Below are 18,743 nucleotides of genomic sequence, written 5' to 3'. Positions count from 1 at the left end.
TTGCACCTGCTAGGGTAACGACATGACCGAGCCGCCCGGCCGCCGTGAGCGCAAGAAAGCCGCGACCCGCCAGAAGATCGCCGACACCGCCCTGCGGCTCTTCCTGGAGCGCGGCTACGAGGCGGTGGGAATCCGGGACGTGGCCGCCGAGGCCGACGTCGCCGTCACCACGCTCTTTTCCCACTTCGCCTCCAAGGAGGCCCTGGTGTTCGAGCGGGACGACGACTTCGAGCAGCGCCTCACCCGGGCGGTCACCGGCCGGGCGCCGCACGAACCGCTGATCCCCGCGCTGCGTCGCGAGATCCGGGCCCTCGTCCGGCACTGCACGGCGGACGGCGTCGCCCCGATCTGGCGCATGATCGACGAATCGCCCGCCCTGCGGGAGTACGAGGAGTCGATGAGGCTGCGCCACGCGGAGTCGCTGGCGGCGACCATCGCCGCCGACCCCGAACTCTCGCGGAGCACGACGGCGAGCCGGACGATCGCGAGGTTCGTGATCGACGCCTACTCGCTGGCCCGCGAGGCGCCCGATCCGGACGCCGCGCTGGACGAGATCTGCCGGATGATCGAGGCGGCGTGGGCCGTGACCTCCCGGTCCGCGGACGCGTCCGACGACCCCTCCGGAAGCCCTGCCGGCACGGCCGGGCCGTAGCCGGGAGCGGACCCTTGCCGCTGGGGACTGTCCGGCGCGTCGGAAGGAAGGAGGGCGTCGGCCGGGTGTCAGAATCGGCGGGTTCGGGCCGGGGTTGTCCACGGAGGAGTCGGTATGAGCGGCGGCGGGGAACGGCCGGAGTTGGAGCTGGTGCCGGAGACGGCCCTGTGGACGCTGTGGCACCGGGCGCTGGAGGCCCGCCGGCCGGACGCCGTGCTCCACGACCCCAAGGCCGTCGAGCTGGTCGACCGGATCGACTACCCCTTCGCGGAGCGGTTCGGCACCAGCGGAGCGCGCGCCCAGCTCCAGGCGCTGCGCGTGGCGTGCTTCGACCGCGAGGTGGCGGACTTCCTGGCCCGGGAGCCGCGCGGCACCGTGGTCTGCCTGGGGGACGGCCTGGAGACCCAGTACTGGCGGGTCGACAACGGGCGGGCCCGCTGGCTGAGCGTCGACCTGCCCGAGTCGGTGGCGCTGCGCGAGGACCTGCTGCCGCCCGGCCCGCGCCAGCGCTACCTGGCGGCCGACGCCACCGAACTGGGCTGGGCCGAGGAGGTGGACCGCGACCGCGAGGTGCTGGTCTGCGCCCAGGGCCTGTTGATGTACCTCCCGCCGGCCCGGGTGCGATCCCTGATCGCGGGCTGCGCGGAGCGGTTCCCGGGCGGCTCGCTCGTGCTGGACGCCGTGCCGCGCTGGTTCGGCCGACTCACCCTGAAGGGGAAGGTGCGGGCCCACGGGTACCGGGCCCAGCCGATGCCGTGGGCGATGGACGCGGACGAGCGGGACAAGCTGCGCACCGCCGACCCGGCGGTGGTGTCGGTGCGCGACGTCCGGCCGACCGGCGGCCGCGGGCTCCTCGGCGCCCTGCTGCCCTTCGCCACGACCCTCCCGCCATTGGCCGCGCGCCGCCCCTCCGTCACCGTCCTGAGCTTCGCCGAGCGACCCTCAGGGGCATAGCGGGCGAGGGCGGCCGCGGCCGCAAGGTCTTTTGCCCAATCTTGAAGGAATGCTGGTCAGGCTGGAACTATTGGCGCGGGGGTGCACGTCGTAACCACGGGCGATCGGCCAGGGGGACGGGCCGTTCGGCACGTTAGGCTGCGCCCCGGGGGGAGCGGCCTGGTGCCGCCATCGGACAACCACCGGGACGGGTGCCCGGCTCCACGGGGAGCCGGGGCCGTCCCGACCTGCCACGGAGGTGCTGGCCTTGCACATCGACGCCTGGATCGAGAGCGTCCCACCGACTGCGGTGTACGCGCTGATCGGCCTGATCATCGGGATCGAATCGCTGGGCATCCCGCTGCCCGGTGAGATCGCCCTGGTCACGGCGTCCCTGATGGCCGTCAAGGGCGTGGTGAGTCCGTGGGGGATCGCGGCCTGCGCGATCGCGGGCGCGATCATCGGCGACTCGATCGGCTACTCGATCGGTCGCAAGGGGGGCAAGCCGCTCTTCGAGAAGCTGGGGCGGAAGTTCCCCAAGCACTTCGGTCCCTCGCACCTGGCCACCGCCGAGCGCTCGTTCCAGAAGTGGGGCATGTGGGCGGTCTTCTTCGGCCGGTTCATCGCGCTGCTGCGCATCTTCGCCGGTCCGCTGGCGGGCGCGCTGAAGATGCCGTACTGGAAGTTCCTGATCGCCAACGTGCTGGGCGGCGTGATCTGGGCCGGCGGTACGACGCTGCTGGTCTTCAAGGTGGGCAAGGCCATCGAGCCGTGGCTGTCCCGGTTCTCCTGGGCGGGCCTGGCGGCCGCCGTCGTGGTGGGCGCCACCTCGGCCTGGCTGATGAAGCGCCGGGCGGCCAAGACCCACGCGAAGATCGAGGCCGAGGAGGCGGCGAAGGCCGCCGAGGCGCTCAAGGCCCCCGTGGCGGAGTGACCAGGGGCCACGGATAGCTGTCCCGGCCTCGTCGGGCCCCCGGAGTAGCATCGGCTGGAACCTGTCGATCTTGCACCACTGGAGGGCCCGATGACGCAGCAGACGACGTGGGACGCCGTGGACGCGTACTTCTCCGAGCAGCTGGTCGGGCACGACCCGGCGCTGGAGGCCGCCACGGCCGCCGCCGACGCCGCCGGGCTCCCGCGGATCGCGGTGGCGCCCAACCAGGGCAAGCTGCTGCACCTGCTGGCGCTGACCCAGGGGGCGCGCCGGATCCTGGAGGTCGGCACGCTCGGCGGCTACAGCGCGATCTGGCTGGCCCGGGCGCTGCCCGCGGACGGCACGCTGATCTCGCTGGAGCTCGACCCCCGGCACGCCGAGGTGGCACGCGGCAACCTGGCCCGCGCCGGGCTGGGGGAGGTCGCCGACGTGCGGGTCGGCCGGGCCGCCGACTCGCTGGCGGCGCTGGTCGAGCAGGGCGAGGAGCCCTTCGACCTGGTGTTCATCGATGCCGACAAGCCGAGCAACCCCGAGTACTTCCGCCGGGCGCTCCAGCTGACCGGGCCGGGCTCGCTGATCATCGTCGACAACGTGGTGCGCGGCGGCGCGATCGCCGACGCCGCCAGCACCGACCCGGCGGTCGTCGCCACCCGCACCCTGCACGAGCTGATCGCCGCGGAGCCGAGGGTCACCGGGACGTCCGTCCAGACGGTGGGCAGCAAGGGCTACGACGGGTTCACGCTGGTCCGCGTGCGGGGCTGAACCACAGAAGCGCGCAGGGCGACACAAGGAGCGGAGACATCGTGCGGATCGGACTGCTGGGCACCGGCACCTGGGCCGAGCGGGTGCACGCACCCGTGCTGGCGGAGCACCCCGGGCTGGAGTTCACCGGCGTCTGGGGCCGCCGTCCCGAGGCGGCCGAGGCGCTGGGCGCGGCACACGGTGTGCCCGGGTACGGCGACCTCGACCGGCTGCTGGCCGAGGTGGACGCGGTCTCCGTCGCGCTGCCGCCGTCCGTCCAGGCGGGGCTCGCCGTCCGCGCCGCCGCGGCGGGCTGCCACCTGCTGCTGGACAAGCCGGTCGCGTTCACCGTTCCGGACGCCCGGGCGGTGGCGGAGGCGGTGCGCGAGCACGCGGTGGCCTCGGTGGTGTTCTTCACCGTCCGCTTCGGCGGCGAGCAGATCCCGTGGATCGAGCGGCAGGCGGAGCTCGGCGGCTGGTTCACCGGCCGCTCCGACTGGCTCGGCTCGGTGTTCGCGCCGGGAAGCACCAGCCCGTACGCGGTCTCGCCGTGGCGCCGGGAGAAGGGCGCGCTGTGGGACGTCGGCCCGCACGCGCTGTCCGTGCTGCTGCCGGTGCTCGGCGACGCGACGCAGGTGACCGCGGTGGCCGGGCCGCTGGACACCGTGCACCTGGTGGTCCGGCACGTCGGCGGCGCGTCCAGCACGGTGGCGCTGAGCCTGACCGCGCCGCGGGCGGGCGGTGGGGTCGCGATGGAGCTGCGCGGCGAGCACGGGGTGGCGCAGCTGCCCGAGCGCGGCGAGGCCCCGACCGCCGCCCTGCACCGCGCGGTGGACGCCCTGCTGGCCTCGGCCGTCTCGGGCGAGCCGCACCCCTGCGCGGCGGACTTCGGGCTGCGGGTGGTGGAGGTCCTGGCCGGGGCCGAGCGCTCGTTGGCCGAGGGCGGACCGGTGGACCTGTGAAGTCGCCCGCGACGCCCCTGGGGTACCTCCCGGGGCAGCTGCTGCGCTGGAACTTCCACTTCGGCGGGCAGCTGACCAGCTGCCTGCCGATGCGGGTGGTCGAGTGCGGTCCGGACGGGCTGCTGCTGTGGCTGGCGGCCGGTTCGCCGCTGTGGAAGGCCGAGCTGCCCGGCGGGCGGCACATCCGGGACATCCCGCCGGAGAGCCACCCGGCCGGGGGCTATCCGCTGGTGGCCGGGGAGTGGGACGCGGTCAGCGCGCTGATCCACCAGCCGGTCGGCGAGCCGTACGCGGTCTGGTGGATCTTCCGGCCCGGCAGCGGGTTCTCGCACTGGTACGTGAACCTGGAGCGCCGCGAGTACCGGGGCGGGGACGTCGACGTCCACGACCTGGAACTGGACCTGGAGGTGGACGCCGAGCGCCGGTGGCGCTGGAAGGACGAGGAGTCCTTCGCCGCCAGGACCGGGCACCCGGCGTTCTGGAGCGCGGCGCAGGCCCGTGCGATCCGGGCGGGCGGCGAGGCGGTGGCAGGGCTGGTCGAGGCGGGGGCGTTCCCCTTCGACGGCACCCACCGCGACTTCACCCCGCCCGCCGACTGGCCGCTCCCGCCGCTGCCCGCCCGGCCCTGAGCCTTTCAGCCCGGCGGGAGCGTCGGCCGGGTGCTGTCCGGCCGGCGGTCGGTGGGCCGGGCCGGCGGGATGACAGGGGCGTGGAAGTCGCGCGGGCCGGTCCACAGCGCGGGCACGGCGTCGCTGCGGCGGGCGAGCTCGTAGGCCAGCGCCTCGTAGTTGACGCGCCAGCCGTGGAAGTGCTGCCAGGCGTCCTCGACCGGGCGTTCGCGGGGGAAGCCGGCGGCGGTGATCATGGCGACGGCGCCCAGGTACTCGGCGTAGGTGAGGCGGATCGGGGTGCCCGGGTCCGGGTCGGCGTCGAAGTCGACGCGCAGTGAGCGGCCGATGTCGCGCATGGCGGTGAAGCCGGCCCGGATCACCAGCCGGGCTTCCGGCGGGGCCGAGCGCGGGCAGAGGGCGAGGTGCAGGGCGGCGGCGTCCATCACCGCGATCAGGCCGACCACCCAGCTGCGGTTGGGCTGCGGGGAGCGGAAGGACAGCAGCACCGGGTAGTTGGAGTGGCTCTCGCCGATGTCGGCGGCGAGGCGCTCCCAGTCGCGGTAGAGCTGGGGAAGCGCGGTCTCCGTGTCGACCAGGGACTGACGGGCGAGCAGTTCCGGGCCCCAGGCCGGCTCGCCGGCCCGGGACTGGAGGAGGGTCACCTCGGTCTCGCGCCGCTGGTAGGCGGCGTACAGGGTGGGCAGGTAGGCGATCTGCAGGGCGATCACCAGCGGGCCGCTGGCGGCGGCCATGAAGTCGATCGCGGACAGCTGCAGCCGCTCGCCGCTGGCGTAGCCGAGGGTGAAGAGGCTGGACCCGGCCTCCCGGATGGACACCGCCCAGCTGAGCCCGGAGGCGCCGTGCAGCAGCAGGGTGTAGGCGACCAGCATCCCGCTGAGCCACACCCCGAGCATGCCGAGCAGCACCAGCGGGGCCAGCCAGGTCAGCGCGCGGTCCTGGGCCCGGTAACTGCCGAACGGCGTGGCCCACAGCCGCAGCACCGTGCGCAGCACCCCCCAGAGCCGGTGCACCAGGGCCGAGTAGAGACCGCGGGGGACGACCAGGGTGCGCAGGATGCTGCCCACGACGAGCAGGAGCAGCAGCACGCCGAGCAGCGTGTGGATCAACCTCATGGCGCCATTGTCGCGGTAGGTCGCGGGATACGGGCTCAGCAGGGGTTCCGTATGGGGCCCGTACGGGTTCCGAAGGGGTTCTGCGGGGGTTCCGCATTCCGCTATGAGCATGATCACACCGGTTTGGGCCGTCCGACCGACCCGCCTGTCGGCGTCTTACTCAGTGGAGGAGTCCGTCCCACGAGCGAAGCGGAGAGCGGCCTGTGAGTGAACACCAGGACGGGGATGTCGAGGAGCGGAAGGCCGGGCGCCGCCGGTGGCGCGGGCCGGGGTGGATCGACTACCCGCGCGGCGGGCGGCGCGGGGTCCGCCGCTGGCTCCCGTCCTGGCGGCAGCTGCTCGTGGTGGTGGGGATCCCGGTGCTGGCGCTGACGGGGCTGGCGGCCTGGTTCTACGCGACCACCGAGGTCCCGGACGACCTGAACGCCTTCGCCACCCAGCAGAACAACGTCTACTACTGGGCGGACGGCACCGAGATGGCCCGGATCGGCGACACCAACCGGCAGGAGGTGCCGCTGGACCAGGTGCCGGAGTCGGTGCAGTGGGCCGTGCTGTCCGCCGAGAACGAGACCTTCTACTCGGACCCGGGGATCTCCCTCAAGGGCATCAGCCGCGCGGTCTACGAGATGCTCTCGGGCGGCGACACCCAGGGCGGCTCGACCATCACCCAGCAGTACGTGAAGAACATCTACCTGAACCAGCGCCAGGACGTCTCCCGCAAGCTCAGCGAGATGGTCATCGCGATCAAGCTGGACCAGCGGATGAGCAAGCGGGACATCCTGGCCGGCTACCTCAACACCAGCTGGTTCGGGCGCGGCAGCTACGGCATCGAGCGCGCTGCGGCGGCGTACTACGGCAAGGACGTCTCGCAGCTGAACCCGAGCGAGGGCGCCTTGCTGGCCGCCCTGTTGAAGGGTGCCGGGCAGTACGATCCGGCGCTGAGCCAGGCCAACCACGAGCGGGCCGAGGAGCGGTGGTCCTGGATCCTGGACCGGATGGTGGAGGTCGGCAAGCTGTCCGCCGCCGAGCGCGCCCGGTACACGGTGTTCCCGGAGCCCAGGCCGCAGCCGAAGGCGGCCGGGCTGAGCGGGCAGGTCGGCTACCTGGTGGACATGGCCCGGAGCTACGTGGAGAGCCACAGCGACATCACGCCCGCCCAGTTCGACCTGGGCGGCCACCAGATCTTCACGACCTTCGAGAAGCCGAAGGTCAACGCCCTGGCCGCGGCCGTGCAGGAGGCCACCAAGGGCATCGACCCCGGCAGCCGGGAGGCCGACAAGCTGCTGAAGGTCGGCGCCGCGTCGGTGGCCCTCGACGGGCGGATCGTCGCGCTGTACGGCGGACCGGACTACCTGAAACAGGGCTTCGACAACGCCAACGCCTCCACGGTGCCGATGGGTTCGGCCTTCACCCCGCTGGTGTACGCCGCCGGGCTCAGCCAGGGCGTGCAGCGCCAGCGGGGCGGTCCCCGGACCCAGGTGACGCCCGGCACGACCTACGACGGCAACAACGGGGTGAACGTGATGACCCCGGAGGGCCCGTACTGGGGGCGGGACGGGAAGACCGTGAAGACCGCCAACGACGGCAGGCGCAACTGGGGTCCGGTGACCCTGCGCAGCGCCGTGGAGCAGTCCGTCAACGGCCCGATGATGCAGCTCGCCATGGACGTCGGCCTGGACCGGGTGCAGCAGACGGCGGCCGCCCTGGGCCTGCTGCCGGACAGCATGGGCGAGTTGGTGCCCGCCTTCGGGGTCGGCAACTCCAGGCCGAGCGCGATCCGGGCCGCCGACGCCTACGCCGCCTTCGCGGCCGGCGGCCGCCACACCGACCCGTACTCGGTGCTCAGGATCACCCGCAACGGCACCCAGCTCGACCTGCGGCTGCCGACCGCCGCCCAGGCGCTGCCCCCGTCGGTGGCGGCGGACGTGGACACGGCGCTCAAGGGGGCGGTGCGGGGCGGCAGCGCCCAGGGACTGGCGGAGGCCGGCCCCGGCCTGGCGGCCAAGCCCGGCACCACCCCTGACCGTACGGCCGGCTGGACCGTCGGCTACAACGGGCAGCTGTCGACGGCGGTCACCGTCTTCCGGGCGGACCTCAAGGACATGAAGCTGCTCTCCCTGGAGGGCCTCGGCGGCGCCGCGCCGGACGCCCCGGACTCCGAACTGCCGGGCCGGATCTGGACCTCGTACATGAAGGAGGCGGTCCGGTAGCGATCAGCCCTCCGGCGCCCAGGGCCGGAGCTTCTCCGGGTTGCGGACCACCCAGATCCGGGTGACCCGGCCGTCGTCGGCGACGTCGAAGGAGGCCACCGTCAGGACGACGCCGTCGCGCCGGGCGACCAGCCCCGGGGTGCCGTTGACCGAGCGCTCCAGGAGTTCGAGGCCCGGGGCCCGGTCGGCGATGGCGAGCATGTACTCGGCGATGCGGGCGCCGCCCTCGACCGGACGCAGGGCGGCGCCGACCCGGCCGCCGCCGTCGGCGGTCATCACGGCGGCCGGGTCGAGGACGGCGACCAGGCCGGCGATGTCCTTGCCCTGCCAGGCCTCCCTGACCCGCCGGACGGTCTCGGCCTGCGCCGTCGCCGGTACCGGGGCGGGTGCCGCGCCCGCCCGGCGCCGGGCGGAGAAGGCCAGTTGCTTGCAGGCCGCCGGGGTGCGGCCGAGGACGGTGGCGATCTCGGCGAAGGGGTAGTGGAAGACGTCGTGCAGGACGAAGGCCACCCGCTCGGCGGGCGTCATCGACTCCAGGACGACCAGGAAGGCCATCGCCACCGACTCGTCCAGGACCACCTGGTCGGCGAGGTCCTCCGCACCGGATCCGTCGGGCAGCGGCTCGGGCAGCCAGGCGCCGACGTAGCGCTCCCGCCGGGCCCGGGCCGAGCCGAGCAGGTCCAGGCAGACGCGGCCGGTGACGGTGGTCAGCCAGGCGCCGGGAGACAGGACCGCCCGCCGCCTGCTCGGCGGCAGGGCGTACCAGCGCGCGTAGGCCTCCTGGACGGCGTCCTCGGCCTCGGTCAGCGAGCCGAGCAACCGGTAGGCCACATTGATCAGTTGACGCCGTTCGCCGACCGCGCCGTCGACCTCCGCCCCAGCCGCCGCCATGCCCTGACCGCCTTTCCGCTGACCGCCTTTCCCCTGACCTCGCGCCTGACCTTTTGCGGGCCTGCGTCGTCGGCTTGGTGAGACCCTATCGATCCACTGCCCGCGGGCGGAAAAGAGGACCGTGACATGGCCACCCAGGCGACGACGGCACAGCGCAGCTTCCCGCTCCTGCGGATGGCGATCGCCCTGCAGACCCTGACGGTCTTCCTCCAGGCGGTCTCCGCCGGACTGCTGCTGACCTCGTCCTACGGCGAGACGCTGCACAGCGCCGGAGCGCGCGTGATGTACGGGGCGTCGATGCTCCACGTGCTGGCGGCGGTGCTGGCGTGGAAGCCGGGCGGCGGCCCGCTGCGGCCGGTGTGGCAGGCATCCGGGTTCCTGGTGCTGGCCTCGGTGCAGGTGGTGCTCGGCATCGCGCACGTCCCGGCGGTCCACCTCCCGCTGGGGGTGCTGATGTTCGGGCTCAGCGTCCTTGCCCTGGCGCGGCGCACCGGTTGAGGGGGAGCGCGCCGCCGGGCCGTCCCGCCGTCACTTCACGAGGCGGGACCAGTCGGCCGGTTGGCCGGGGTCGAGCTGGCGCAGCTTGTCGAGGACCTTCGGGTCCTGGGCGTCCAGCCAGTCGGCGACCTGGCGGAAGGTGACGCAGCGGACGCCGTCCCGGTGGCAGACGTCCTTCACCACGTCCTCGACGGCCTGCATGTAGATGCCGCCGTTCCAGTCCTCGAAGTGGTTCCCGATGAACAGCGGGGCACGGCTGCCGTTGTAGACCCGTTCGAAGCCGGCGAGGTAGCTCTCCTTGGTCTCCTTCTCCCACTCGGAGAACTTCTTCGGATCGCCCTTGGAGGTGTTCCCGGACTGGCCGGCGAGGAAGTTGAAGTCCATCGAGAGTCCCTGGGAGCCCTTCGCCGGGAAGGGCAGCATCTGGAGCGGAAAGTTCCAGATGCCGTCCTTCTTGCTCGGCCAGACCTGGAACTCGCCGGGGGAGCTGGCGTCGTAGCGGAAGCCCGCCGCCTTCTCGGCCGGGAGGAGGTTCTTCTGCCCCTCCAGGCAGGGGGCGCGGCCGCCGACCAGTTCCTTGGTGTAGTCGAAGGGGAGCGGCGGAAGGTCCTTGTCACCGGTGTTGGTCTTCCAGTTGGTGACGAAGGAGACGGCCTGGTCCAGCTCGCTCTTCCACTCCTCGGCGCTCCAGTCGAGACCGCCCTTCTTCCCGCAGAAGTGCCCGTTGAAGTGGGTGCCGATCTCGTTGCCGTCCAGCCAGGCCAGGCGCAGCTGTTCCAGGGTGTCCTTGATGTGGGCGTCGGTGGCGTAGTCGATCGAGGCGGCGCCAGGGTCGTGCTGGGGCGGGTGGTAGAGGGTGCGCTTGGACTTGGGGAGGACGTAGATGCCGCTCAGGAAGTACGTCATCTGCGCGTTGTTCTCCGCACCCAGCTTGCGGAAGCGGGAGAACAGGTGGTCGTCGCCCTCCAGGCCGCCGTCCCAGGAGAAGACGACGAACTGCGGGGGCTTCTCGCCCGGTTTGAGCTTCTCGGGCTTGGGCTGCTTGGGCTGCGGGCCGGTGTAGGAGGTGGAGCCGTCTCCGATGACGTGGACCTTGCCGTCCCAGGTCGGCGTCGGGGTGGGGGTGGGAGCGGCGGTGCCGGCGGGTTCCGGCTCCGGTTCCGCTTCCGGGGCGGTGGGATCGGGGGCGGCGGCGTTCGGTCTGCCCTCGGAGAAGGAGTCCCCCGTGGTGAGCGTGAGGGACGCGACGACCCCCACGGCCAACAGGACGACCGCACCGCGAGCAGTCCGCACGGATTCCCTTTCTCCCGGTCTGCAGTTCGATCAAACAGAACACTCGTTTGATCGATGCATCGGGAGGCGGAAAAGGTTGCACGCTTCGCGGAGAAAGTCCTGAGGAGGCTGCCCGCCCTCGGGCGGGCAGCCTCCTCCCCGGCGCTACTGGGTGAAGTTCACGTCGATGACCTGGTAGAAGGCGTGCCCCGTGTCGGCCACCTCCCACACGCCGAGGATCACGTGGTAGCCGGAGCGGTTCGGCAGCTTGACCGGGTGCGGCTTGTCGAGGTGCGGGTCGCTGTGGGCCTCCGGCATCTTGTCGTACGGCATGTCGCCGTACGGCTTGTAGGTCGCGAAGGGCTCACGCTCGAACTGGGCGCGGGTCAGCGGGGCGGTCGGGTCCCAATCCTCCTTGGTCACGAAGTAGTTGTAGCGACGCGTCCGGTGCTTGGCCGAGAAGCCCCACTGGAAGGGCATCTCGACGCCCGCGCGGAGGTCGACCTTCTGCCAGTCGCGCACCTCGTCGAGCACCGCACCGGCCGGCTCGCTTCCGCCGCTGGCGATCTTCCCGTCCGGCGGCACCGGCTTGGGACCGCTCACGACGTCCGTCGGCACGTCCGGGTCCGACAGCCCCACCTGCGTCGCCGGGAAGAACTTGCCGGCTTCCAGTCCGTTGGACGGCCAGCCGCCGTTGAAGTGGATGTCGGCGCGAGAGCGAGGGTTCGTCAGCCGCCCGTGCATGGGGGCCACCTCACCGTTTTTCGCAGCCATTTCCATCTCCTCTCGGAGTCGATGTGCCGGGCGGTGGCATGACAGCTCATCGGGCAGGAATTGCCGGCACGAGAGGAAACTTGCCACGCTCGGCGGAGGATTGATGCTTCGTAGGCTACCTGTCGCTTCGGGCAGGGCATCGTCACGCCACTCGCACGAGCCGGAAGCGTTGCGAACCGTCCGATCGGGCTCTTTCTGATCATCGGATCGCCGCAGAGGGGGCCTGGCACCGGAGCGCCGAGGGCGGAGGTCAGGTCGTGGGGCCGTGCCGGCGGCGGTAGTCGACGATCATGTGGAAGCGGGTCTGGACGTCCTGCCATTCGACCTCCTCGCGTCGGTAGGCGCGCAGGCCGGGCAGGACGATCGGACGGCCGGCGGCGCGGTGGGCCAGAACGTGCCTGCGCGGCCCGCCCTTGCCGTCGCTCTCGCGCAGCGTGACGTCGGTGACCTCCGACCAGGGCAGGACGCGGCGGCGCCAGGGGGTGCGGAGGCACATCCCGTGCGGGGTCAACTCGGTCGAGCCGTAGAGGTCCTGCGGCACGCTGCACAGGAGCGCAGGCAGCCAGATCGCGGAGAGGAACGTACCGAGCCGCCAGTCGGCCAGCCAGGGCAGGACGCAGAGCAGGACGGTCAGGATCGCGGCGGGTATTTCGGTGCGGCGGCGCTGGGCGCGGCTGAGCGCGAATCTGAGGGGTTCCATTGGGGGATGGTAGGGGACTTCGGGGTGCAACGCCCGTCACGGAAGGCATCGTTGCGGTGCCAGGGCGCCCTGGACGCCGGCCTCCGTGGTCAGGGCGCCTGACCGCTGAGGGCTCGTCGGAAGTCCTCGGCGGCGGCGCGGGTGTAGAAGCGCCTGACGCGGGAGGCGGAGCCGGGGGCGCGGAGGTAGGTGTGGTTCGCCGGGTCCCAGAGGCCCCAGCTGTCCAGTTGGAGGAAGTGGGGGCTGCTGGAGGGGATCAGGCGGATCTCGTAGGGGGTGGGAGGGGCGGGGGAGTTGGCGCGGGTCCAGGCGCGGGCCTGGGCGTAGGAGTAGAAGCGGAGCGGTTCGTCGGCCGGGGGGAGGGCCTTCACGAGGAGGTTGGAGGTGCGGTCGCGGACGACCCAGACCTGGTAGGAGGCGCCGGGCGGGGGGTCTGCGGGGACGATGGCGTAGCGGTCGCTCATCGCCGGGTCGCGATCTGGATGAAGCCGGAGGCCTTCTCGACGCGTTCGGCGAACTCGTTGAACTCGCCGTCGATGGGGGAGATGGTCGCCTTGGTGGGGATCAGGATCGCGCCGGCCCGGCGGTCGAGGAGGCGCTGTAGGGCGGCTTGGAGCATCGGCCGGTGCTCGGGCCCCTTCGCGTCGGCTTCGTCGTCGACGACGATGAGGGAGATGTCCCAGTTGAAGGTGGCGGCGTAGGACTCGCACATGCGCAACTCGCGCTCGGGGAAGGCGGAGTTGTTCTTGGCGAGGTAGGCGACGACCCGGAACTTCGGGGCGGGGGTGCAGGACTTGGTGGGGGGCATGGCTGTCTCCGGTGTAGCGCATCGCGATGGATGTCTCACTTGGTGTAGTCATGGTGGCCTGTTGCCACCTACCATCGGAACTCGATCTGAAACTTGAAGCGGACACTCGGCAAGTTGGTGGGCGTGGTGAACCTCAAGGAGCTTGATCCAACATCAAGTCCGTGGGCGCCGTTCGGCGTGCAGCTTCGCAGGTCGCGGCGAGCTACTGGGCTGACTCAGGCCCAACTGGCGAGGCTTGTGGGGGTCGACCCGTCCTATGTCTCCTATGCCGAACTTGCCCCGCCTGGACGGACTCCGCCGAGCGAGAAGTTCGCCCGTGACGCGGACCGAGTCCTTGGGACGGGCGGGACGTTGCTGCTCATGTGGCTCCAGGCAAAGCACTCGGCTCTGCTTGAGGGCTTCCCTGAGTTCGCGAGCCAGGAGCAGAACGCCACGGAGATAAGGATCTACGAAGCAGGCGTCGTTCCGGGCTTGTTCCAGACCGAGGCCTACGCAAGGGCGTTGGCGGCGGGTGATGTTCGAAGGGGCACGATCACCCAGGCGCAAGCGGATGAGCGAGTGGCGTTTCTCCTGGCCAGGCAGGACCTGGTTCGGCGCAAGCGGCCGCCGCTCATCCACGCTGTCCTTGATGAGAGCTGCCTACGGCGTCCTATTGGGGGCGCGGATGTGATGCGAGCGCAACTTGCCGCCCTGGAGGCGATGTATGCCGTGAAGAACGTCATCCTTCAAGTTGCACCCTTCGAGCTGGGGGAGGAGAGGCCGTTCGCCTTGCCGATGGTTCTCCTCACGCTCCCTGATGAGTCCTTCCTTGGGTACTCGGAGTCCGAGGGGCGGAGCCACCTCGAACGGGATATTGAAAGGCTTGCCACCTGGAGGAAACACTACGATCGGCTCCAGGTGGGAGCGCTGGCCGAGGCGGCGACTCTCGCATGGATGCGCGCTACTCGGAAGGGGATCGAATGACCGACATCAACTTGACGGTCGCCCGGTGGGTGAAGTCGAGCTTTAGCCAGCAAGGTGGCAACTGTGTCGAGGTGGCTCCCGGCTTCCGAGGGGTGATGCCGGTGCGTGACTCGAAAGATCCGGAGGGGCCCGTGCTCGTCTTTCCTGCCGCGGCGTGGAAGTCCTTCGTCGCTGCGACCGTCTCCGGCGAGTTCGGCGACATCTGATCCCGCCCGCCTTCCCCGCGAGCCCCCGGACTGTCCGGGGGCTCGCGGCATTGACAGGGGCGTTCTCGCGCTGAATGCTAAGCAAGCGCTTAGTCATCGAATCCGCCGCTGCAGTCCCGAGGAGCCGCCCGATGTCCGAGACTCCCGCCGATCCGCCCGGCCTGGACCTGGGACGCCTGCGTTCCCACCTGGATCGGGAGCTGCCCGACACCCTCCAGGGGCCGCTTCGGGCCGCGCTCATCGAGGGGGGCCGGTCCAACCTCACGTACATCCTCAGCGACGATTCCCGCCGCTGGGTGCTGCGCCGGCCGCCGCTGGGGCACGTGCTCGCGACCGCGCACGACATGGGGCGCGAGTACCGCGTCATGTCCGCCCTCCGTGACACGGACGTTCCCGTGCCGCGCATGCTGCTGATCGACCACGGCACCGACGCGCTCGGCGCCCCCTGGTACCTCATGGAGCACGTCTCGGGCCTGGCCCACCGGGACCGGGAGACGCTGGCCGCCCTCGGGGAGAAGCGGGTCGAGGCGCTCGGGCGCCACCTGGTCGAGACCCTCGCCGCCCTGCACAGGATCGACCCGGCCGCCGTCGGCCTCGCCGACTTCGGGCGGCCCGAGGGCTACCTGGAGCGCCAGCTGCGGCGGTGGTCCACGCAGCTGGAGAAGTCCCGCAGCCGTGACCTCCCCGACCTCGACCGGCTGCACGCCCTGCTCTCCGAGCGCCTCCCCGCCTCCCCCGCCCCCGCCCTGGTCCACGGTGACTACCGCCTCGACAACGTCCTGGTCGACGACTCCGACACGATCACCGCCGTCCTCGACTGGGAGATGTCCACCCTCGGCGACCCGCTCACCGACATCGGCCTCCTGGTGATGTACACCGAGCTGGCCGGCGTCGGCGGCGGCATCATCCCGTCCGCCATGACCGCCCCCGGCTTTCCGAAGCCCGACGAGATCGTCTCGTACTACGCCGAGTTGACCGGCCGCCAGGCCGCCGACCTCGACTGGTACGTGGCCTTCGCCTCCTTCAAGCTCGCCGCCGTCGCCGAGGGCATCCACTACCGCTTCCAGCAGGGCCGCACCCTGGGCGCCGGTTTCGAGCGCGCCGGCGAGATGGCCCCGATTCTCGCCCGGCACGGCCTCGGCACCCTCAAGGAGAACTGATGGACTTCGCCTACGACGCCCGCACCGAAGAGCTCCGCGAGCAGCTGCTCGCGTTCATGGACGAGCACGTCCACCCCGCCGAGCCCGTCCTGGCCGCCCAGCTCGCCGACTCGGCCCGCGAGCCCTGGGCCGTCCCGCCCGTCGTCGCCGACCTCCAGGCGGAGGCCCGCAAGCAGGGCCTGTGGAACCTGTTCTTCGTGGACAAGCACAGCATCCCGGGCGAGCACGGCGCCGGCCTCACCAACCTCCAGTACGCCCCGCTCGCCGAGATCACCGGCCGCAGCATCCAGCTGGCCCCGCCCGCGCTCAACTGCGCGGCCCCCGACACCGGCAACATGGAGCTGCTCGCCCAGTTCGGCAGCGCCGAGCAGAAGGAGCGCTGGCTGCGCCCCCTCCTCGACGCCGAGATCCGCTCCGCGTTCGCGATGACCGAGCCCGAGGTCGCCTCCTCGGACGCCACCAACATCGCCACCCGGATCGAGCGCGACGGCGACGAGTACGTCATCAACGGCCGCAAGTGGTACATCACCGGCGCGATGAACCCGAACTGCAAGCTCTTCATCGTGATGGGCAAGACCGACCCGAACGCCGACCCGCACCGCCAGCAGAGCATGGTGATCGTCCCGCGCGACACCCCGGGCCTGACCGTCAAGCGGGGCATGACCGTCTTCGGCTACGACGACGCCGACCACGGCGGCCACGCCGAGGTGCTGTTCGACGACGTCCGCGTCCCGGCCGGGAACCTGATCGGCGAGGAGGGCGCCGGCTTCGCCATCGCCCAGGCCCGGCTCGGCCCCGGCCGGATCCACCACTGCATGCGGGCCATCGGCATCGCCGAACGCGCCCTGGAGCTGATGTGCCGCCGGGCGAACGAGCGCGTCGCCTTCGGCCGTCCGCTGGCCGAGCAGGGCGTGGTGCAGGACTGGATCGCCGAATCCCGGGTGCGGATCGAACAGTTGCGGCTGCTCGTCCTCAAGACCGCCTGGCTGATGGACACCGTCGGCAACCGCGGCGCCCACACCGAGATCCAGGCCATCAAGATCGCCACCCCGCGCACCGTCGAGTGGATCCTCGACAAGGCCGTCCAGGCGCACGGCGCCGCCGGAGTCAGCCAGGACACCCCGCTGGCCCAGCTCTGGGCGGGCAACCGCACCCTGCGCCTCGCCGACGGGCCGGACGAGGTCCACAAGCGCTCGCTGGCCCGCCGGGAGCTCAAGCGGTACCGGTAGGGCCCGGACCGCCCTGGCCACTAGTCTGACGGGATGACCGAGACCCTGGTGAACCGCTACCGACAGGCCGTACAACCGCTGCTGGAACCGGGCGAGCGCCTGGTGGACGTCGCGAAGGTGGTCCCGGCCGCCGGGGCGGAGGGGATCGGGGACGGGGCCGGGGCGGCGATCGGCAACGCGCTGGCGCGGATCGGCGCGGTGACGGGGGAGTCGGGCACCATCGCGCGCAGTTTCCCGAAGGCGGAGGGCGGGGTGACGACCAAGCTGCTGGTGGTCACCGACCGCCGGACCGCGTTCGTCACGGTGGGCCCGGACGTCCGCAAGGTCGGCCGACTGCTGTGGCACGTCCCGCGCACCCTGGTGGCGGGGGTGGAGCGGCGCCCGCGCCTGCAGGCCATGGCGCGGTTCCGGCTGCGCTTCGCGGACGGCTCCGCGGTGTCGATGTACACGATGCGGCGGCGCACCATCGAGGCCCTGGCCGACCACCTCGGGCGATAGGGCGCGCCTGCGCCCGTACGGATGTCATACCGAAGTACTCAGGGGGACTTGGCTCCCCGGTATGACGGATTCGGCCCCGCCCCGCCCGTAGCGTCTCCCTCGTCAACGGAACACGACGAGGAGACGACGAATGGGCAGGCGGGGACGGGCCGTGGCGGCGGCACTGCTGGTGGCATCGGCGGCGCTCGGGGTGGCGGGCGCGCCCGGGGCGGTGGCGGCGCCGGTGGACGGCGGCGGAGGGCAGGCCACGGCGTGGCTGCCGCAGCCGACCGGGCCGTACCCGATCGCGACCACCTCGCTGCACCTGACCGACGCCGGGCGGGAGGACCCCTGGCAGCCCGGGCGCAAGCGCGAGCTGATGATCAGCTTCTGGTACCCGACCGCCCGCCCGGCCGCCGGGCAGGAGCGGGCCCGCTACATGGCGCCCGCCGCCGGGGAGCACTTCGGCAGCGACACCGGCGTGGGGCGGATCAACTACGGTGTGCGGCCCGGCAGCACCGACTGGTCGGGCATCCTCACCCACGCCCGGCAGGACGCCCCGGCCCGCCCCGGCGGACCGCGCCCGGTGGTGCTCTACTCGCCCGGGCTCGGCGACCCGCGCACCTGGGGCACGGCCCTGGTCGAGGACCTCGCCTCGCGAGGCTACGTCGTCGTCACCATCGACCACACCTACGAGGCCTCCGAAGTCGCCTTCCCCGGCAGGGACCTGGCCACCTCGGTGTTCCCCGCCATGATGGGGCAGCCCGGCCTGGACATCGGCGCCGTACTGCGCAAGTCCATGGCCACCCGGGTCGACGACACACGCTTCGTGCTGGACGAACTCGCCGGGCTGCGCCGCTTCCCGGGCCTGCCGGCCGGCCTCGCCGCCTCGCTCGACCTCGACCGGATCGGCATGGTCGGCCACTCGGCGGGCGGCTTCACCGCCCTGCAGACCATGCACGACGACCCACGGATCGCGGCCGGGATCAACATGGACGGCCAGATGCACTTCCCCGGCCCGGACGGGCGGACCGGCGTTTATCTGCCGAGCGTCGCCCAGGACGGCCTGGACCGCCCGTTCCTGCTGATGGGCACCGGGAGCCCGGACTCCGGCAGCTACCACCGGCAGCCCGGCTGGGACGCCCTCTGGCAGCACAGCACCGGCTGGCACGCCGACCTCACCCTGGACGGCTCCCGGCACGGCTCCTACACCGACGCGGAGTCCCTGCTGCCCCGACTCGCCCGACAGGGCGCGATCGACCCCGACGGGCTGGCCTCGGAGGTCGGCACCGTCCGCCCGGACCGCGCCGAACTCGCCACCCGCTCCTACGTGGCGTCCTTCTTCGACCGCTGGCTGCGCGGCCACGACGACCACCTGCTGGACGGCCCCTCGGCGCGCTTCCCGGAGATGACGTACGAGCGGTAGTCCCTTGCGCAGGACAGGGCCGTGGGGGGGGGGGGCCGGGGGGGCGCCGGGGCCCGGCGCGGGCCCCCGACCAGGCCCGGGGCGGGCCCCCGGCGCCCTTTGCCGCTGCGGCGCCGGACAGGCCCTAGCGGCGGGCGGTGCGGGTGCGCCAGGGCAGCTCGAC

General features: G+C 72.0%; 21 protein-coding genes. 14 read left to right on the top strand and 7 right to left on the bottom strand.

The window, feature by feature from the left end; translation table 11 throughout:
* Positions 1 to 22: 22 nt before the first annotated feature.
* The 6 genes from ACFV1W_RS12250 to ACFV1W_RS12225 all read left to right on the top strand — a co-directional run bounded on the left by ACFV1W_RS12250 (position 23) and on the right by ACFV1W_RS12225 (position 4,851).
* Positions 23 to 652, top strand: coding sequence for a TetR/AcrR family transcriptional regulator (locus tag ACFV1W_RS12250; RefSeq protein WP_380415596.1), 630 nt, complete (start codon positions 23 to 25; stop codon positions 650 to 652).
* A 114-nt stretch (positions 653 to 766) separates the two neighbouring features.
* Positions 767 to 1,606 carry a class I SAM-dependent methyltransferase gene (locus tag ACFV1W_RS12245; protein ID WP_380415595.1) on the top strand — a complete coding sequence of 280 codons (840 nt, stop codon included), beginning with the start codon at positions 767 to 769 and terminating at the stop codon, positions 1,604 to 1,606.
* Between the two features lie 247 nt (positions 1,607 to 1,853).
* Entirely contained in the window at positions 1,854 to 2,519 is a 666-nt protein-coding gene (locus ACFV1W_RS12240) for a DedA family protein (RefSeq protein WP_380415594.1), read from the top strand.
* 90 nt (positions 2,520 to 2,609) lie between these two features.
* Positions 2,610 to 3,281 carry an O-methyltransferase gene (locus tag ACFV1W_RS12235; protein WP_380415592.1) on the top strand — a complete coding sequence of 224 codons (672 nt, stop codon included), beginning with the start codon at positions 2,610 to 2,612 and terminating at the stop codon, positions 3,279 to 3,281.
* 41 nt (positions 3,282 to 3,322) lie between these two features.
* Positions 3,323 to 4,222, top strand: a complete 900-nt coding sequence (locus ACFV1W_RS12230) for a Gfo/Idh/MocA family protein (protein ID WP_380415590.1) — start codon at positions 3,323 to 3,325, stop codon at positions 4,220 to 4,222.
* Positions 4,219 to 4,851 (top strand): DUF402 domain-containing protein, encoded by a 633-nt coding sequence (locus ACFV1W_RS12225; protein WP_380415589.1) that lies wholly within the window; start codon positions 4,219 to 4,221, stop codon positions 4,849 to 4,851. The genes ACFV1W_RS12230 and ACFV1W_RS12225 overlap by 4 nt, the downstream gene beginning before the upstream one ends.
* A 5-nt stretch (positions 4,852 to 4,856) precedes the next feature.
* Here ACFV1W_RS12225 and ACFV1W_RS12220 read toward each other — a convergent pair whose 3' ends face one another.
* Positions 4,857 to 5,966, bottom strand: coding sequence for a hypothetical protein (locus ACFV1W_RS12220; RefSeq protein WP_380415588.1), 1,110 nt, complete (start codon positions 5,964 to 5,966; stop codon positions 4,857 to 4,859).
* Between the two features lie 203 nt (positions 5,967 to 6,169).
* Between ACFV1W_RS12220 and ACFV1W_RS12215 the strand changes: the two genes are divergently transcribed.
* Positions 6,170 to 8,176 carry a transglycosylase domain-containing protein gene (locus tag ACFV1W_RS12215; protein ID WP_380415587.1) on the top strand — a complete coding sequence of 669 codons (2,007 nt, stop codon included), beginning with the start codon at positions 6,170 to 6,172 and terminating at the stop codon, positions 8,174 to 8,176.
* A gap of 3 nt (positions 8,177 to 8,179) precedes the next feature.
* Here ACFV1W_RS12215 and sigJ read toward each other — a convergent pair whose 3' ends face one another.
* Positions 8,180 to 9,067 carry an RNA polymerase sigma factor SigJ gene (gene sigJ, locus ACFV1W_RS12210; protein WP_380415585.1) on the bottom strand — a complete coding sequence of 296 codons (888 nt, stop codon included), beginning with the start codon at positions 9,065 to 9,067 and terminating at the stop codon, positions 8,180 to 8,182.
* Between the two features lie 126 nt (positions 9,068 to 9,193).
* On the opposite strand from sigJ, the gene ACFV1W_RS12205 reads away from it, so the two are divergent.
* The gene (locus ACFV1W_RS12205; RefSeq protein WP_380415584.1) at positions 9,194 to 9,565 is read left to right on the top strand and encodes a hypothetical protein; all 372 of its coding nucleotides are present in this window, start codon (positions 9,194 to 9,196) and stop codon (positions 9,563 to 9,565) included.
* A 30-nt stretch (positions 9,566 to 9,595) separates the two neighbouring features.
* Here the strand turns inward: ACFV1W_RS12205 and ACFV1W_RS12200 are convergent, their stop codons facing one another.
* The 5 genes from ACFV1W_RS12200 to ACFV1W_RS12180 form a co-directional block, all read right to left on the bottom strand.
* Complete coding sequence (locus tag ACFV1W_RS12200; RefSeq protein WP_380415582.1) at positions 9,596 to 10,858, bottom strand: hypothetical protein; 1,263 nt, start codon at positions 10,856 to 10,858, stop codon at positions 9,596 to 9,598.
* A gap of 144 nt (positions 10,859 to 11,002) precedes the next feature.
* Positions 11,003 to 11,611 (bottom strand): lytic polysaccharide monooxygenase auxiliary activity family 9 protein, encoded by a 609-nt coding sequence (locus tag ACFV1W_RS12195; protein ID WP_380415580.1) that lies wholly within the window; start codon positions 11,609 to 11,611, stop codon positions 11,003 to 11,005.
* Positions 11,612 to 11,861: 250 nt separating this feature from the next.
* Positions 11,862 to 12,311, bottom strand: a complete 450-nt coding sequence (locus ACFV1W_RS12190) for a hypothetical protein (RefSeq protein WP_380415579.1) — start codon at positions 12,309 to 12,311, stop codon at positions 11,862 to 11,864.
* An 89-nt stretch (positions 12,312 to 12,400) separates the two neighbouring features.
* A complete protein-coding gene (locus ACFV1W_RS12185; RefSeq protein WP_380415578.1) occupies positions 12,401 to 12,775 on the bottom strand; it encodes a hypothetical protein in 375 nt (124 codons plus the stop codon).
* Positions 12,772 to 13,119: a hypothetical protein gene (locus ACFV1W_RS12180; RefSeq protein ID WP_380415577.1), complete on the bottom strand. Its 348-nt coding sequence runs from the start codon at positions 13,117 to 13,119 to the stop codon at positions 12,772 to 12,774. The genes ACFV1W_RS12185 and ACFV1W_RS12180 overlap by 4 nt, the downstream gene beginning before the upstream one ends.
* 123 nt (positions 13,120 to 13,242) lie before the next feature.
* Here ACFV1W_RS12180 and ACFV1W_RS12175 point away from each other — a divergent pair, with 123 nt between their 5' ends.
* From ACFV1W_RS12175 to ACFV1W_RS12150, 6 genes are all read left to right on the top strand, one after another.
* Entirely contained in the window at positions 13,243 to 14,082 is an 840-nt protein-coding gene (locus ACFV1W_RS12175; RefSeq protein ID WP_380415575.1) for a helix-turn-helix domain-containing protein, read from the top strand.
* Positions 14,079 to 14,288 carry a DUF397 domain-containing protein gene (locus ACFV1W_RS12170; RefSeq protein ID WP_380415574.1) on the top strand — a complete coding sequence of 70 codons (210 nt, stop codon included), beginning with the start codon at positions 14,079 to 14,081 and terminating at the stop codon, positions 14,286 to 14,288. Before ACFV1W_RS12175 ends, ACFV1W_RS12170 begins: the two co-directional genes overlap by 4 nt.
* A 131-nt stretch (positions 14,289 to 14,419) precedes the next feature.
* The gene (locus tag ACFV1W_RS12165; RefSeq protein WP_380415573.1) at positions 14,420 to 15,448 is read left to right on the top strand and encodes a phosphotransferase family protein; all 1,029 of its coding nucleotides are present in this window, start codon (positions 14,420 to 14,422) and stop codon (positions 15,446 to 15,448) included.
* Entirely contained in the window at positions 15,448 to 16,677 is a 1,230-nt protein-coding gene (locus ACFV1W_RS12160) for an acyl-CoA dehydrogenase family protein (protein WP_380415572.1), read from the top strand. The genes ACFV1W_RS12165 and ACFV1W_RS12160 overlap by 1 nt, the downstream gene beginning before the upstream one ends.
* 33 nt (positions 16,678 to 16,710) lie before the next feature.
* On the top strand, positions 16,711 to 17,175 hold the full coding sequence (locus ACFV1W_RS12155) for a hypothetical protein (RefSeq protein WP_380415570.1): 465 nt from the start codon (positions 16,711 to 16,713) through the stop codon (positions 17,173 to 17,175).
* Between the two features lie 130 nt (positions 17,176 to 17,305).
* Complete coding sequence (locus ACFV1W_RS12150) at positions 17,306 to 18,580, top strand: alpha/beta hydrolase family protein (RefSeq protein WP_380415568.1); 1,275 nt, start codon at positions 17,306 to 17,308, stop codon at positions 18,578 to 18,580.
* The last annotated feature ends 163 nt before the right edge of the window (positions 18,581 to 18,743 follow it).

This window comes from Kitasatospora sp. NPDC059648 (genome assembly GCF_042734825.1).
In the GTDB taxonomy this organism is placed as follows: domain Bacteria; phylum Actinomycetota; class Actinomycetes; order Streptomycetales; family Streptomycetaceae; genus Kitasatospora.
Note: the sequence above shows the minus strand (reverse complement) of the source record. Positions and strands in the feature narration are given on the sequence as shown.

What these genes read in the sequence shown, in the direction of transcription:
- ACFV1W_RS12250 (WP_380415596.1), top strand. Translation starts at nt 23, where the DNA reads ATGACCGAGCCGCCCGGCCGCCGTGAGCGCAAGAAAGCCGCGACCCGC.
- ACFV1W_RS12245 (WP_380415595.1), top strand. Translation starts at nt 767, where the DNA reads ATGAGCGGCGGCGGGGAACGGCCGGAGTTGGAGCTGGTGCCGGAGACG.
- ACFV1W_RS12235 (WP_380415592.1), top strand. Translation starts at nt 2,610, where the DNA reads ATGACGCAGCAGACGACGTGGGACGCCGTGGACGCGTACTTCTCCGAG.
- ACFV1W_RS12220 (WP_380415588.1), bottom strand. Translation starts at nt 5,966, where the DNA reads ATGAGGTTGATCCACACGCTGCTCGGCGTGCTGCTGCTCCTGCTCGTC.
- sigJ (WP_380415585.1), bottom strand. Translation starts at nt 9,067, where the DNA reads ATGGCGGCGGCTGGGGCGGAGGTCGACGGCGCGGTCGGCGAACGGCGT.
- ACFV1W_RS12205 (WP_380415584.1), top strand. Translation starts at nt 9,194, where the DNA reads ATGGCCACCCAGGCGACGACGGCACAGCGCAGCTTCCCGCTCCTGCGG.
- ACFV1W_RS12195 (WP_380415580.1), bottom strand. Translation starts at nt 11,611, where the DNA reads ATGGCTGCGAAAAACGGTGAGGTGGCCCCCATGCACGGGCGGCTGACG.
- ACFV1W_RS12190 (WP_380415579.1), bottom strand. Translation starts at nt 12,311, where the DNA reads ATGGAACCCCTCAGATTCGCGCTCAGCCGCGCCCAGCGCCGCCGCACC.
- ACFV1W_RS12185 (WP_380415578.1), bottom strand. Translation starts at nt 12,775, where the DNA reads ATGAGCGACCGCTACGCCATCGTCCCCGCAGACCCCCCGCCCGGCGCC.
- ACFV1W_RS12180 (WP_380415577.1), bottom strand. Translation starts at nt 13,119, where the DNA reads ATGCCCCCCACCAAGTCCTGCACCCCCGCCCCGAAGTTCCGGGTCGTC.
- ACFV1W_RS12170 (WP_380415574.1), top strand. Translation starts at nt 14,079, where the DNA reads ATGACCGACATCAACTTGACGGTCGCCCGGTGGGTGAAGTCGAGCTTT.
- ACFV1W_RS12165 (WP_380415573.1), top strand. Translation starts at nt 14,420, where the DNA reads ATGTCCGAGACTCCCGCCGATCCGCCCGGCCTGGACCTGGGACGCCTG.
- ACFV1W_RS12160 (WP_380415572.1), top strand. Translation starts at nt 15,448, where the DNA reads ATGGACTTCGCCTACGACGCCCGCACCGAAGAGCTCCGCGAGCAGCTG.
- ACFV1W_RS12155 (WP_380415570.1), top strand. Translation starts at nt 16,711, where the DNA reads ATGACCGAGACCCTGGTGAACCGCTACCGACAGGCCGTACAACCGCTG.
- ACFV1W_RS12150 (WP_380415568.1), top strand. Translation starts at nt 17,306, where the DNA reads ATGGGCAGGCGGGGACGGGCCGTGGCGGCGGCACTGCTGGTGGCATCG.